This is a genomic window from Streptomyces sp. NPDC090127 (assembly GCF_044746945.1).
In the GTDB taxonomy this organism is placed as follows: domain Bacteria; phylum Actinomycetota; class Actinomycetes; order Streptomycetales; family Streptomycetaceae; genus Streptomyces.
In genome coordinates, this window is the sequence record NZ_JBIVDE010000009.1 from 328,732 (window position 1) to 342,142 (window position 13,411).

The window sequence follows — 13,411 nt, forward strand, 5'->3', positions numbered from 1 at the left end:
GCCCGCCCCCGGCCCATGGCCTGCCCGGCGGGCTGGGGCCCCGTGCCTGTCCTCGCTGCCGTCCCGGCGCGCGGATGTTCCGACCGCCCCCCCCGCCCCGCTGGCCCAACTCGCCCCCGCTCGCTCCACTGGCCCTGCTCGCCCCGTGCGCCCGCTCGCCCGTGCGTGGGCCGTGAGCGCGCGCACTTCGATCGTTCCTTTGTCTTCCCTCCTCAACGCCCCAGGCGTACCTTGGCGCGCAATCTGATGTGCCGTCAGTAACTTCGCGGTGAGGGGTGCTTGGATCGTGCCGTACCGGAGGAGAACAGCGTTCACGCTGGCAGCAGCCGTGGCGGGCGCGGCGGTCCTGGCCTCGGCCCCTGCCGCGCACGCCACCGTCGTCGACGTGAACTACGCCTGCGAGACGAAGATCGGCCCCAAGGGCGCCGTCTCGCCCGTCGACATCAAGGCCGTCAGGAGCGGCTCCGCGTACGCGGTCACCATGTCCTTCGAGAAGGGCGTCTCGGACAGTCCGATCGAGCTGCCCAAGGGCGTCATGACCCCGCGCGCCGAGCTGAGGCTCGGCGGCGCCGACTCGGGCACGCTCCAGGTCAAGGGAACGCCGAACACCGAGGCCATCCCGCCCAACACCCCTATCAAAATCGGGCAGTTGACCGGAACGTACACGCCGAAGAAGAGCGGCAAGGTCACCTTCACGGCCGGTCTGCTCACCGTCCACGCGCTCGGCATGGACGCGGCCGTCTGCACGCCGAAGAACAACCCGGCGCCCTCCCTCGAACTGGAGGTCACGGCCGGCGGTGGTGGAGCCGACTCCGGCGGCGGGTCCGACGACTCCGGCGGCGGTCAGGCCCCGAGCGGCGGCGAGCTGCCCAGGACCGGCCCGCTCGACTCGGCGACGGCGCTCGGCACCCTCGGCGGCACGGTGCTCCTGACCGGCGCGGCCGGCGTGCTCTGGCTCACGCGGCGCACGGCGCGCTGATGCGGGGGGCGTGGGCCGGGACCGCGACGGCCGTCGCCGCGCTGCTCGGAGCAGTGGCGGCGGCGCCCGCATCCACGCCGGCCCCCGGCTGGACGGCGGGGGCGGCCGGGGCGGGCGGCACAGGCGGCGCGGCCCAGGGGCGCCCGTACGTCTACCTCGAAGGCGCGGCGGGCAGCGTCCTGCAGGACACTCTCTCGGTGAGCAACCCGGGCGCGCGACCGCTCACGGTACGGCTCGACGGGCAGGGCGCCCCGCTCGCCTTCGCCGCGCGGACGGTGACCGTACCGGCGCGGACGCGGGCGGACGTACCCTTCGCGGTGACCGTGACCGCCGACACCCCGCCCGGCGACCACCGGGGCACGGTGACCGTGACGGCGGACGGCCGCGCGGTGCGCGTGCCGGTGCACCTGCGGGTGAGCGGGCCGATCCTGGCCGCGCTCACCGTGGAGAACGTACGGCTCGACGCGTCGGGCACCCTGCGCTACACCCTGGTCAACCGGGGCAGCACGGTCCTCGTACCGCGCCTGTCCGTGCGCGCGGAGGGCGCGTTCGGGACGGTCCTTGACCGACCGTCCCGCGCCCTGGCGCTCACCCTGCGCCCCGGCGAACGCGCCACCCGCACCGAACCCTGGCCCGATCCGCCCGCCCTCGACGCGGTCGCGGTCCACGTCCGTGCGACCGCCCCCGGCGCGACGGCGGCGGAGGCCCGCGCCGAGCGCGTCTTCGTGTCCACGGGCGCGGCCGTGGCGGGCGCGGGCGCCCTGCTCACGGTGGTGGCGGCGGCCGCCGCCACCCTCCGAAGACGCCGCGACCGGGCCACGGAGGAGACCGAGATCCCGGTGGGGCAGCCCCAGTTGGTGGACGTCACGGCAGGAGCGGACCGATGAGGACGAGCGGTACGGGACGCGGGGCACGAGGCGCGCCGGACACGCCGGGCACGCCGGACACGCCGGGCACGGCGGACGCGTCGGGCACGGCGGGCGCGGCGGGCACGCCGGACGCGCCGGGCACGGCGGGCGCGGCGGGCACGCCGGACGCGCCGGGCACGCCGGACGCGGCGGACGCGGCGGATGCCTCGGCGCGCGCCCGGCTCAGGGCGGCCGGAGGCGCCCCGGCACCGGCCGGCGCGCGGCGCGGCGGCAGCGGCTCTCGCGGCCGTACGCGCGCGGTGGCGGCGGCCGTCGTCGGGCCCCTCCTCGCCACGCTGGCGCTCGCCCTCCTGCCGTCCACCGCCGCCCAGGCCGCTCCGGCAGCTCAGGCAGCCGAGGCAGCTCAGTCCGCCCCGGCAGCTCAGGCAGCCTTCCCGGCCGCGCCCGCCTTCCCAGCCGCCCCAGCCGCCCCTGCGGCTCCGTCGGCACCGTCGGCGTCCGGGCCGAGCGTCGCTCTGTCGCAGGCCGAGGGCGGCAAGGGCGGCGAGATCACCGTGAGTGGGGCCGGCTGGAAGCCGGGCGCCCTGCTCATGCTGCTGATCTGCGGCCAGGGCGAACCCGGCAAGGGCGTCATCGGCGGCACCAACTCCTGCGCCAACACCCTCGGCCGCGCCGCCACCGTCGACGCCAAGGGCGCCTTCAGCCAGAAAGTGCCGGTCGCCGAGCCGCCCAAGCCCTGTCCCTGCGTGGTGCACGTCGCCGGAGTCACCGGACAACAGGACGTCGTGGACGTGGCGTTCACGGTCGCCGGGCACCCGACCGCGCCGCTGCCCGAGGCCACCGGCACCGGCCGGCTCGCCGTCCTCGCCTCCGTACGCCTCGAAGGGTCCAGCGGCGTCCTCGTCTGGTTCGGCGCGCCCGCCCGCCGCGAGGTCGTCTTCACCGTCGGCAACCTCGGCCAGACCCCCGTCAAGGACCCGGTCTTCCACGTCGGCACCAGCCACGGCGTCTTCTCGCCGCAGTACGAGGAACGGCAGTGGCGCGGCACGATCAAGCCCGGCGCGAAGGCCCAGATCAAGCTGCCCGTCGACCTGTCGGCGGGTGCGCACGGCGACTACGAGATCTCGGTGAAGTACGCCGGCAAGGTCCTGGTCGACCAGCCGTGGGGCGTCGGCCGCCCCTGGGGCGTGACGCTCTTCTGGCTGCTGCTCGCGCTGGTCGTCCCGGCCGCGCTCTTCCGGGTCGGCATGGCGGTGGTGGACCGGGTCCGCCCCGGCGGCGCCTCCGGGGCGCGCTCGGGGCACCGCGGTCGCCGCCGCACTCTCGTACGTACCCCCGAACCCAGGCCCGCCCCCGGGCGGGACGAAACCACAGCCACCACGGTCCTGCCGTGGTTCACCCCGGACTCCGCACCGTCCGCACCGTCAGAGATCAGCCCGACGACGAAGGGACATCAGTGAGTACGCAACGGAGGATGAGCGCGGCGGGAGTCGCGCTGATGCTCGGCGGCGCGGGGATCCTGCTGGCCGCCGGCCCCGCCCAGGCGGCCGAGATCTCGTACAAGACCGAGTGCATTCCGCCGTCCATCTCCGGACTCCCCCCGGTGCAGGGCACCACGAAGGTGGAGATCACCGCGCCGGCGGAGGCGAAGGTCGGGGACGAGGTCGAGGTCGTCTGGAAGACGGTCGAGGCCGCGTCCAAGAACCCCGACGTCCTCGACCTGGAGAAGGACACCGTCAAGCCGTCCGGCACGATCAAGGTCGGCGGCGCGGCGAGCGGCACGCTCGCCGTGGAGGGGCCGCGGTCGAACCCGCCGATCCCCAAGAACAGCCCGATGAAGCTGCCGGAGATGAAGGGCAAGCTGAAGCTGGACAAGGCCGGCGAGATCACGCTGACGCCGGACAAGTACACGATCAACGTCTCGAAGCCGCTGTCGACGGACACCAAGTGCGCGCCGAAGGAGGCGGTGCCGGTCGGCGCGAAGATCAAGGTGACGGAGGGCGGGGGCGGTACGACGACCTCCGGCGGTACGACGACCTCCGGCGGTACGACGTCCTCGGGCGGCACCACGTCTTCGGGCGGCACGACCAGCTCCGGCGGAACGACGACCTCCGGTGGCACCACGTCATCGGGCGGTACGACGTCCTCGGGCGGCAGCGCTTCCGGCGGGGGCGGCGGGCAGACCGACTTCCCCGGCAAGGAGGTCGCGGTCCAGTTCGCCTGCCAGTCGCCCGGCCCGGCCAACATCACCTCCAAGGTCACCATCAGCGCCAAGAAGAGCGGCGGGAACTACGACCTCACCGTCAAGACCGCCAAGGGCGTCATGGACAGCCCGGCCCCGCTGCCCGCGGGCGCGCTCAAGCCGTCGATGGCGGTCAAGCTCGGCGGTGCGGACAGCGGCACGGTCAAGGTCGAGGGACCGGCCAACTCCGCCCCGCTGGAGCAGGGCAAGCCGGTCGACCTGCCGGACATGAAGGGCACGTACAAGCCCGGGGCGAACGGGAAGTCCACGCTCAGCCCGGGCACCCTGACCATCAACGTCTCGCTCGGCGGCTCGCCGATCGTGATCCCCTGCCAGGTCAAGGGCTCGGTCCAGGCCTCCCTCGAACTCGACACGTCCAAGGTGGACGGCGGCGCGGTGGGCGGCGGTGACGCGGCGGTCGGCGGCGGCTCCGGCGACGGCGGCTCGGGCGGCCTCGCCGACACCGGCGCCGAGGACGACGGCGCCCTGCGCGCCCTCGGCCTGGTCGCCGGCACGGTGATCCTGCTCGGCGGCGCGGTGTTCACGTTCACCCCGTGGGCGCGGCTGCGGCGCTGACGGCTCCACGGGCCCGTGGAACGCCTGAGGGCCGCCGCACCGAAACCGGTGCGGCGGCCCTCAGTCACGCGGTGGAGCGGGGCGTCAGTGCACGCCGCCCATGAGCGCCTGGACCTTCTTGCGGTACATGTAGACCGCGAGTCCGGCGCCGACGGCGAGGGCCGCCTGCAGGGCGATGATTCCCGTGCCGTTGAGGTCCACACCGGCCAGCGAGAGCAGACCCGTGGTGCAGTCACCGGCGGTGACGGCGAGGAACCAGACACCCATCATCTGGGAGGCGTACTTCTTCGGCGCCATCTTCGTGGTCACGGAGAGGCCGACGGGGGAGAGGCACAGCTCACCGATGGTCTGGATCATGTAGATCGAGACCAGCCACATCGGGGAGACCAGCGTGCCGTCGCCCGCCATGCCCATCGGGACGATGAAGACGAAGAAGGACGCGCCGACCAGGACCAGACCCATCGAGAACTTCACGATGGTGTTCGGCTCCTGGTTCTTGCGAGCCAGCCACAGCCACAGGAAGGCGAAGACCGGGGCCAGCGCCATGACGAACATGGGGTTGAGCGCCTGGTACCAGGTGGCGGACGGGTCGAAGCCGAAGAGCGTGCCGGTCTTGGAGTCGGCGAACAGCGACAGGGTGGAGCCACCCTGGTCGTAGATCATCCAGAAGATGGCGGCGGCGACGAAGAACCAGATGTAGCCGTTCATCTTCGACTGCTCGGACGTGTCGAGGTCCTTGTCGCGCTTGATGCGGACCAGCACGGCGACCGGGATGAGCAGACCGGCGAGGGTCAGCGGGACCAGGGCCCAGTTCAGGGTGAAGACGTCGAGGGCGACGATCACGCCGTAGAAGGCGGCGGCGAGCACGACGACGAGCGAGGCCTTGACCAGGATCCGCTTCTTCTCCTCGGCGGAGAGCGGGTTCGGGACCACGTTGCTCGTCGGGCTCAGGCTCTTGGTGAAGGCCAGGAAGCAGGCCAGGCCGATGCCCATGCCGACGGCGGCGAGGATGAAGCCGAGGTGCCAGTTGACCTTCTCGCCGATGGTGCCGACCACGAACGGCGCTATGAAGGCACCGAGGTTGATGCCGATGTAGAAGAGCGTGAAGCCACCGTCACGGCGCGGGTCGTCCGGGCCGTCGTAGAGGTGGCCGACCATCGTCGAGATGTTGGCCTTCAGCAGACCGGAGCCGGCGGCGACGAGCGCCAGGCCGACGAAGAACATCGCCTGGCCGGGCAGGGCCAGCGAGGCGTGACCGGCCATGATGACGAAGCCGGCGATGGTGACGGTCTTGCGGGCGCCCCAGACGCGGTCGCCGAACCAGCCGCCCGGCATGGCCATCAGGTAGACCATCGAGACGTAGACGGAGTAGATCGCCGTCGCCGTGGCCGCCGTCATCGCGAGGCCGCCACCCTGGCTGCCGGTCGCGGCGTCCGCGCCTCCGGAGACCAGGTACAGGACGAGGAGAGCCCTCATGCCGTAGTAGGAGAAGCGCTCCCACATCTCGGTGAAGAAGAGGGTGGCCAGGCCGCGGGGGTGGCCGAGGAACGTCTTCTCGGAACCAGGGGTTCCGGCCGAAGCCGTCGTCAGGCTGGACGCCATGTCGATCCTTGCTCTGTCGGGACGCGCGCCTTGTGAGCGTGGTGCGCCCGGTGGGGGAGGCCGGCACCGACGGGAGCTGGTCGCACCCCGCCGGGATCCACGCCCCGATTCGCGTCGTCGCGTCCCGGAACCCGGCCCACAGGTCGTTCGCCGTCCTCAAGGCTGGCAACGCCGACCTTGTGCAGAAAAGAGACCCTTGGCGCGTTTCGCGAGCCAAAGGTCCTCGTTTACCGCAACAGACGTCTCGCCACCTTACGACACGACACCGACTGAATTGGAAGGACTTGAGAGATGGATCACAGGTGGCGAAGGAACCAAGGATAGTCAATCGAAGGTCATGGGCAGGATGGTCACCTGATCCCCAGGGGTCGGGTCAAGCCTGTGGATCATGCCCCGGGGCGTCGACGGCGCGGACTACCATCACTCCATGACCCGTGTACTGCTCGCCGAGGACGACGCATCCATCTCGGAGCCGCTGGCCCGCGCGCTGCGCAGGGAGGGGTACGAGGTCGAGGTGCGGGAGGACGGGCCGACCGCCCTCGACGCCGGACTCCAGGGCGGCGTCGACCTCGTGGTGCTCGACCTCGGGCTGCCCGGCATGGACGGCCTGGAGGTCGCCCGGCGGCTGCGCTCCGAGGGGCACACGGTTCCGATCCTGGTCCTGACCGCCCGCGCCGACGAGGTCGACACGGTGGTCGGTCTCGACGCGGGCGCCGACGACTACGTGACGAAGCCGTTCCGGCTCGCCGAGCTCCTCGCCCGGGTCCGGGCCCTGCTCCGGCGCGGCGCCACGGAGCCGGCCGTCGCCCCCGCGACGCACGGGGTGCGGATCGACGTCGAGTCGCACCGGGCCTGGATGGGTGACGAGGAACTCCAGCTCACGGCGAAGGAGTTCGACCTCCTGCGGGTCCTGGTCCGCGACGCGGGCCGGGTCGTGACCCGGGACCAGCTGATGCGGGAGGTCTGGGACACGACGTGGTGGTCGTCGACGAAGACGCTGGACATGCACATCTCGTGGCTACGGAAGAAGCTGGGCGACGACGCGGCGAACCCGCGCTACATCGCCACGGTCCGAGGCGTCGGCTTCCGCTTCGAGAAGAGCTAGGGCGCCTCGCCCGGCCGCGACGGGCGCGCGGTGACGTTTCGAGGACGCGCGGGCGCGACGCCGACACCACGAGGACGCGCGGGCGCGACGCCGACACCACGAGGACGCGCGGGCGCGACGCCGACACCACGAGGACGCGCGGGGTCGGCCGCCCGCGCACCGGGACGCGGCCGAGCGCCCCAGCCGAGCGCGACGCGGAGCGCGCGGTGTCGGCCGCCCGCGCACTCGGGGCGCGGCGTGCCGTCCCCGTACGCTCAAGGGCGTCCCTCGTGACCTCCGTCACCCTCCCCGGAAGGCCCTCGTGCGTCGCCGTCTGATCAACTCCACGCTCGCCGTGGTCCTCGTCGTCATCGCCGTCTTCGGCGTCTCCCTCGTCATCGTCGAGACGCGCACGATCTCCTCCAGCGCCCAGGAGAGCGTGGACTCCGAGGCCCTCCGGCTGGTCTCCATCGTCGACAGCCGGCTCTTCGGCGGGGAACCCGTCAACCCCGACATCCTCGCCGAGCAGAGCGGCGCCAAGCGGTACGCCCTCATCGAGATCCCCGGCCGCGCCCCCATCGAGATCGGCACCCGCCCCGAGGGCAGCGTCATCCGGGGCACCGCCGAGGGCGAGCGCGGCGAGACCGTGACCGTCGAGGAGTCGCGTTCCACGATCACCAGCGAGGTCGGCCGCACCCTGCTGATCATCGGCGCCGTGGCCCTGCTCGCCGTCATCGCCGCAGTCCTCCTCGCCGTACGGCAGGCCAACCGGCTGACCTCCCCGCTCACCGACCTCGCCGAGACCGCCGAGCGCCTCGGCTCAGGCGACCCGCGCCCCCGCCACAAGCGGTACGGCGTGGCCGAGCTCGACCGCGTCGCCGACGTCCTGGACGCCTCCGCCGAGCGGATCGCCCGGATGCTCACCGCCGAGCGCCGGCTCGCCGCCGACGCCTCGCACCAGCTCCGTACGCCCCTCACGGCACTCTCGATGCGGCTGGAGGAGGTCGCCGTCGCCGACGACCTCCCCACGGTCAAGGAGGAGGCCACGATCGCGCTCACGCAGGTCGAGCGGCTCACGGACGTCGTCGAGCGGCTGCTCACGAACTCCCGTGACCCCCGCACCGGCTCCGCGCTCGCCTTCGACCTCGACGAGGTCATCAAGCAGCAGCTCGAGGAGTGGCGCCCGGCCTACCGCAGCGCCGGCCGCGCCATCGTCCACTCGGGCAAGCAGGGCATGCGCGCGGTCGGCACCCCCGGGGCCGTCGCCCAGGTGCTCGCCGCGCTGATCGAGAACTCCCTCATGCACGGCGGCGGCACCGTCGCCCTGCGGACCCGGGTCACCGGCAACCAGTCCGTGATCGAGGTCACCGACGAGGGCCCCGGCGTCCCGGCCGACCTCGGCGCGCGGATCTTCGAGCGGGCGGTCAGCGGGCGCAGCTCCACGGGCATCGGCCTCGCCGTCGCCCGCGACCTCGCGGAGGCGGACGGCGGGCGCCTGGAGCTGCTCCAGCAGCAGCCTCCGATCTTCGCGCTCTTCCTGAGTCGTGAGGTCAGGAGCAAGACGGACGACGATCGGGAACGCCCGGTCCGCTGAGGCGAACACGGGACAGACCGGCCCCCTAGCGCACCCTGTCCGGCTGCTTCCTCGTCGCCTGCTTGGGCGTCTGCTCCAGGAACGATTCGGCGGTCTGCACGGCCTCCCGGGCGGGCAGCGTCCGGAACACCCAGGTGCGGTACGACCAGAAGCGGAACAGCGTCGCGACGCCGATCCCGAGGAACTTGAAGACGTTGCTCTGCAGCGGGGTGTCCCAGCCGAAGCCGTACGTCGCCGCGTACAGAATGCCGTTCTGGATCACCAGGCCCGCCACGCTGAACAGCAGGAAGAGCGTCAGCTCCTTCGTCCGGCTGCTCTTGTCGCGGTCCCGGTACGTGAAGTAGCGGAAGCCCAGGTAGTTGAACCCGATCGCCACGACCGTGGCGATGACGCTCGCCCGGACCACCGGCAGATCCGTCAGATGGCGGACCAGGTTGAAGACCCCGAGGTCCACCAGCAGGCCGATGCCTCCGACCGCGCCGAACTTGGCGAACTCACGCGTGAGCCGGTCAAGCCGCACACGTAGTGCGCTTCGTTCACTCATGGTGATGGTCCAGCCCCGTCCGTTCGGTTTCGTCAACCCAGCCATGCTAACCAGCCCACCTGTGACCCGCCCGGGGACATTGCAAACCACGGAAAATCCAGCTCGGCTGTCGTAAAGCACAGGCGGCGGAGGCTTCCCGCATGGTGCGGATACCCTAAGAGGGTGACGTTCCCGGTAGTCGGCATGGTCGGTGGCGGTCAGCTCGCCCGAATGACCCACGAGGCGGGTATCCCCCTCGGCATCAAGTTCAAGCTGCTCAGTGACACCCCGCAGGATTCGGCGGCCCAGGTGGTGAGCGAGGTCGTCGTCGGCGACTATCGCGACCTGGCTACGCTGCGTGACTTCGCGCGTGGCTGTGACGTGATCACCTTCGATCACGAACACGTCCCCGCCGGTCATCTGCGTGCTCTGGAGGAGGATGGCGTCGTCATCCGCCCGGGGCTCGCCGCGCTGGTGCACGCCCAGGACAAGGGGGTGATGCGCGCCAGGCTCGACGAGATCGGCGCGCCCAGCCCCCGCCACCGCATCGTCGCCGATCCGGCGGACGCGGCGGCCTTCGCGGCCGAGGTGGGCGGCTTCCCGATCATCCTCAAGACGGTGAGTGGCGGCTACGACGGCAAGGGCGTCTGGTTCGTCCGTACGGAGGAGGACGCCCGCGACCCCTTCCGGGCGGGCGTCCGGGTCCTCGCCGAGGAGAAGGTCGACTTCGCGCGCGAGCTCGCCGCGAACATCGTCCGCTCCCCGCACGGCCAGGCCGTCGCCTACCCGGTCGTCGAGTCCCAGCAGGTCGACGGCGTCTGCGACACCGTGATCGCGCCCGCGCCGAACCTCTCCGCCGAGCTGGCCGGCCAGGCCCAGGAACTCGCCCTGCGCATCGCCAAGGAGCTCGACGTCGTCGGGCACCTGGCCGTGGAGCTCTTCGAGACGCGCGACGGCCGGATCCTCGTCAACGAGCTCGCGATGCGTCCGCACAACTCCGGCCACTGGACCCAGGACGGCGCGATCACCTCGCAGTTCGCCAACCACGTCCGCGCCGTCCTCGACCTCCCGCTGGGCGACCCCCGCCCCCGCGCGCCGTGGACGGTCATGTGCAACGTGCTGGGCGGCGACTATCCGGACATGTACTACGCGTACCTGCACTGCATGGCCCGGGACCCCCAGCTCAAGATCCACATGTACGGCAAGGACGTGAAGCCCGGCCGCAAGGTCGGACACGTCAACACCTACGGCGACGATCTGGACGACGTGCTGGAGCGCGCCCGTCACGCCGCCGGCTACCTGCGAGGAACGATCACCGAATGAGCGCTGTGAGCCCCGTCGTCGGCATCGTCATGGGATCCGACTCCGACTGGCCCGTCATGGAGGCGGCGGCCCAGGCGCTGGACGAGTTCGAGATCGCGTACGAGGTCGACGTCGTCTCCGCCCACCGGATGCCGCGCGAGATGATCGCGTACGGCGAGCAGGCCGCCGAGCGCGGGCTGAAGGCGATCATCGCGGGCGCGGGCGGCGCGGCCCACCTCCCGGGCATGCTCGCCTCGGTGACCCCGCTGCCGGTCATCGGCGTGCCGGTGCCGCTGAAGTACCTCGACGGCATGGACTCGCTGCTCTCCATCGTGCAGATGCCGGCGGGCGTGCCGGTGGCCACCGTCTCGGTGGGCGGCGCGCGCAACGCGGGGCTGCTCGCGGCCCGGATCCTCGCCGCGCACGACGCCGAACTCCTCGGCCGCATGCGGGAGTTCCAGCAGGAGCTGAACGACCAGGCCACCGAGAAGGGCAAGCGGCTGCGCGCCAAGGTCGAGGGCTCGGAGTCGTTCGGCTTCGCGAAGTGAGCGGCGGCCAGGTGGGGAGCGGCGGCCAGGTGAGCGACGGCGGTGACGGCCAGGTGAGCGGCGCTCACCCGGCCGACAGCGGTGACGGCCAGGTGAGCGACGCCGGCGGAAGCGGTACGTCCGTGGGCGCGGCCGAGCGGCTCGCGGAGGCCCTCGACCTGCTGGCGGACCACCCCGTCGTCGACGGCCACAACGACCTCCCGTGGGCGCTGCGCCAGCATGTGCGCTACGACCTCGACCGGCTCGACATCGCCGCCGACCAGACCGGCGCCCTCCACACCGACCTCGCCCGGCTGCGCGCCGGCGGCGTCGGCGCCCAGTTCTGGTCGGTGTACGTCTCCACCGGGCTGACCGGGGACGACGCGGTGAGCGCCACCCTGGAGCAGATCGACGTCGTCGACCAGCTCCTGGAGCGGTACGCGGCGGAGCTGGCCCCCGCCCTGACGGCGGACGACATGGAGGCGGCGCGGAAGCAGGGCCGTATCGCCTCGCTCAAGGGCGCCGAGGGCGGCCACTCCATCAACAACTCCCTCGCCACCCTGCGCGCGCTGCACACCCTGGGCGTGCGCTACATGACGCTCACGCACAACGACAACACCCCGTGGGCCGACTCGGCGACCGACGAGCCGGGCGTCGGCGGCCTCTCGCCCTTCGGCCACGAGGTCGTCCGGGAGATGAACCGGATCGGCATGCTCGTCGACCTCAGCCACGTCGCGGCGACGACGATGCGGGACGCGCTCGCCACCTCCGTGGCGCCGGTGATCTTCTCGCACTCCTCGTCGCTCGCGGTCTGCGACCACCCGCGCAACATCCCGGACGACGTGCTGGCGCAGCTGCCCGCGAACGGCGGCGTCGCGATGGCCACGTTCGTACCGAAGTTCATCCTGCCCGCCGCGGTGGAGTGGACCGCCCGGGCGGACGAGAACCTGCGGGCGCACGGCCTCCACCACCTCGACACCACCGCGGAGGCGATGACGCTGCACCGCGCCTTCGAGGCCGAGAACCCGCGTCCGATCGCCACGGCGGCGACGGTGGCGGACCACCTCGACCACATGCGCGAGGTGGCCGGCGTCGACCACATCGGCATCGGCGGCGACTACGACGGCACGGCGTTCACCCCGGCGGGCCTCGACGACGTCGCGGGCTACCCGAACCTGATCGCCGAACTCCTCCACCGCCGCTGGTCCCACGCCGACCTGGCGAAGCTGACCTGGTCCAACGCGGTGCGCGCGCTGCGCGACGCGGAGGCGGTCTCCCGCGACCTGGCCGCCCGCCGCGGCCCGTCGAACGCGACGGTCGACTCCCTGGACGGTCCCGCTTCTTGACGGCAGGTCAGTCGTTTCCGCGGGCTGAGGGGCAGTCCGCGGGCGGAGGGTCAGTCGCGCAGGTTGATGGTGCCCCGCTGCCGGTTCGCGTCCCCGTCGAACCGGGAGCGGTCCACCGTCGGCCGGGGCGCGGGCCGCGTCGCGAGCAGCCTGATGGTGTCCCGCCCCGCGAGTGCCGCCCGCCACTGCCCGAGGTCGGGACGGGTGCCGTACGGTCCGCCCGCGCCCGGCGGCGCGTGCGGATCCAGCCAGTCCGGGGTGTCCGCCTGGTCCAGGACCGCCGGCCGGCCGGTGATGCGGACGCCGTCGCAGTCGAGCAGATGGACGGCGGGCCCCGGCTCCAGGGACCACAGCACGTTCGCCTGTGACAGGTCGCCCACGACAAGGCCCATCGCGTGCAGCCACTGGAACAGCTCCACGATCGCGGTCCCGCTCGGCCGGGTCGAGCCCCTGCCGCAGCGCGACCAGCGCGGCGAGGGCTCCCGCGTCGACCTTCCGCGGCTCCAGGTACCTCTTGAACAGCAGCCCCTCGGGCCCACCCACCGCGTGGACCTCGCCCTGGCCGCCGACCGCGAGCCTGCCCAGCAGCTTCAGCAGCTTCAGCAGCTTCGGCAGCTTCGGCCTGGAGTGGGTCATGACCTGGAAGGACTGACCCGCCCCTGAGGCCCGACCGAAGCCGAGGACCGCCCGGACCCCCGTGGCACCCGGGCCGGCCGCGGCAGAGCCGGGTCCAGACCCGGCCCTCCCTCCAACGGGCTACTCCACCG

Annotated in this window: 13 protein-coding genes; 10 read left to right on the forward strand and 3 right to left on the reverse strand. The window is 72.4% G+C overall.

The window, feature by feature from the left end; all coding sequences use genetic code 11:
* Positions 1–286: 286 nt before the first annotated feature.
* From ACIPPS_RS30060 to ACIPPS_RS30075, 4 genes are all read left to right on the forward strand, one after another.
* Positions 287–979, forward strand: coding sequence for a peptidase (locus ACIPPS_RS30060; protein WP_401438456.1), 693 nt, complete (start codon positions 287–289; stop codon positions 977–979).
* Positions 979–1,866 carry a hypothetical protein gene (locus ACIPPS_RS30065; protein ID WP_401438458.1) on the forward strand — a complete coding sequence of 296 codons (888 nt, stop codon included), beginning with the start codon at positions 979–981 and terminating at the stop codon, positions 1,864–1,866. Before ACIPPS_RS30060 ends, ACIPPS_RS30065 begins: the two co-directional genes overlap by 1 nt.
* A gap of 332 nt (positions 1,867–2,198) precedes the next feature.
* Complete coding sequence (locus ACIPPS_RS30070) at positions 2,199–3,308, forward strand: hypothetical protein (RefSeq protein WP_401438614.1); 1,110 nt, start codon at positions 2,199–2,201, stop codon at positions 3,306–3,308.
* A 14-nt stretch (positions 3,309–3,322) separates the two neighbouring features.
* A complete protein-coding gene (locus ACIPPS_RS30075) occupies positions 3,323–4,666 on the forward strand; it encodes a hypothetical protein (protein ID WP_401438461.1) in 1,344 nt (447 codons plus the stop codon).
* An 84-nt stretch (positions 4,667–4,750) separates the two neighbouring features.
* Here ACIPPS_RS30075 and ACIPPS_RS30080 read toward each other — a convergent pair whose 3' ends face one another.
* Entirely contained in the window at positions 4,751–6,268 is a 1,518-nt protein-coding gene (locus tag ACIPPS_RS30080) for a peptide MFS transporter (RefSeq protein ID WP_401438463.1), read from the reverse strand.
* 427 nt (positions 6,269–6,695) lie between these two features.
* Between ACIPPS_RS30080 and ACIPPS_RS30085 the strand changes: the two genes are divergently transcribed.
* Positions 6,696–7,373: a response regulator transcription factor gene (locus ACIPPS_RS30085; RefSeq protein WP_189602000.1), complete on the forward strand. Its 678-nt coding sequence runs from the start codon at positions 6,696–6,698 to the stop codon at positions 7,371–7,373.
* 301 nt (positions 7,374–7,674) lie between these two features.
* Positions 7,675–8,946 carry an ATP-binding protein gene (locus ACIPPS_RS30090; RefSeq protein WP_401438466.1) on the forward strand — a complete coding sequence of 424 codons (1,272 nt, stop codon included), beginning with the start codon at positions 7,675–7,677 and terminating at the stop codon, positions 8,944–8,946.
* Positions 8,947–8,971: 25 nt separating this feature from the next.
* Here ACIPPS_RS30090 and ACIPPS_RS30095 read toward each other — a convergent pair whose 3' ends face one another.
* Complete coding sequence (locus ACIPPS_RS30095) at positions 8,972–9,490, reverse strand: GtrA family protein (RefSeq protein ID WP_401438468.1); 519 nt, start codon at positions 9,488–9,490, stop codon at positions 8,972–8,974.
* A gap of 162 nt (positions 9,491–9,652) precedes the next feature.
* Here ACIPPS_RS30095 and ACIPPS_RS30100 point away from each other — a divergent pair, with 162 nt between their 5' ends.
* The 3 genes from ACIPPS_RS30100 (at position 9,653) to ACIPPS_RS30110 (ending at position 12,644) form a co-directional block, all read left to right on the forward strand.
* Positions 9,653–10,792, forward strand: coding sequence for a 5-(carboxyamino)imidazole ribonucleotide synthase (locus ACIPPS_RS30100; protein ID WP_401438471.1), 1,140 nt, complete (start codon positions 9,653–9,655; stop codon positions 10,790–10,792).
* Positions 10,789–11,319 carry a 5-(carboxyamino)imidazole ribonucleotide mutase gene (purE, locus tag ACIPPS_RS30105; protein ID WP_401438473.1) on the forward strand — a complete coding sequence of 177 codons (531 nt, stop codon included), beginning with the start codon at positions 10,789–10,791 and terminating at the stop codon, positions 11,317–11,319. Before ACIPPS_RS30100 ends, purE begins: the two co-directional genes overlap by 4 nt.
* A 122-nt stretch (positions 11,320–11,441) precedes the next feature.
* A complete protein-coding gene (locus ACIPPS_RS30110; protein ID WP_401438617.1) occupies positions 11,442–12,644 on the forward strand; it encodes a dipeptidase in 1,203 nt (400 codons plus the stop codon).
* Between the two features lie 50 nt (positions 12,645–12,694).
* Here ACIPPS_RS30110 and ACIPPS_RS30115 read toward each other — a convergent pair whose 3' ends face one another.
* Positions 12,695–13,063 carry a hypothetical protein gene (locus ACIPPS_RS30115; protein ID WP_401438475.1) on the reverse strand — a complete coding sequence of 123 codons (369 nt, stop codon included), beginning with the start codon at positions 13,061–13,063 and terminating at the stop codon, positions 12,695–12,697.
* 95 nt (positions 13,064–13,158) lie between these two features.
* Here ACIPPS_RS30115 and ACIPPS_RS30120 point away from each other — a divergent pair, with 95 nt between their 5' ends.
* The gene (locus ACIPPS_RS30120) at positions 13,159–13,296 is read left to right on the forward strand and encodes a hypothetical protein (protein ID WP_401438478.1); all 138 of its coding nucleotides are present in this window, start codon (positions 13,159–13,161) and stop codon (positions 13,294–13,296) included.
* Positions 13,297–13,411: the final 115 nt, after the last annotated feature.

Coding starts and splice junctions, on each gene's coding strand:
- ACIPPS_RS30065 (WP_401438458.1), top strand. CDS start 979: ATGCGGGGGGCGTGGGCCGGGACCGCGACGGCCGTCGCCGCGCTGCTC.
- ACIPPS_RS30075 (WP_401438461.1), top strand. CDS start 3,323: ATGAGCGCGGCGGGAGTCGCGCTGATGCTCGGCGGCGCGGGGATCCTG.
- ACIPPS_RS30080 (WP_401438463.1), bottom strand. CDS start 6,268: ATGGCGTCCAGCCTGACGACGGCTTCGGCCGGAACCCCTGGTTCCGAG.
- ACIPPS_RS30085 (WP_189602000.1), top strand. CDS start 6,696: ATGACCCGTGTACTGCTCGCCGAGGACGACGCATCCATCTCGGAGCCG.
- ACIPPS_RS30095 (WP_401438468.1), bottom strand. CDS start 9,490: ATGAGTGAACGAAGCGCACTACGTGTGCGGCTTGACCGGCTCACGCGT.
- purE (WP_401438473.1), top strand. CDS start 10,789: ATGAGCGCTGTGAGCCCCGTCGTCGGCATCGTCATGGGATCCGACTCC.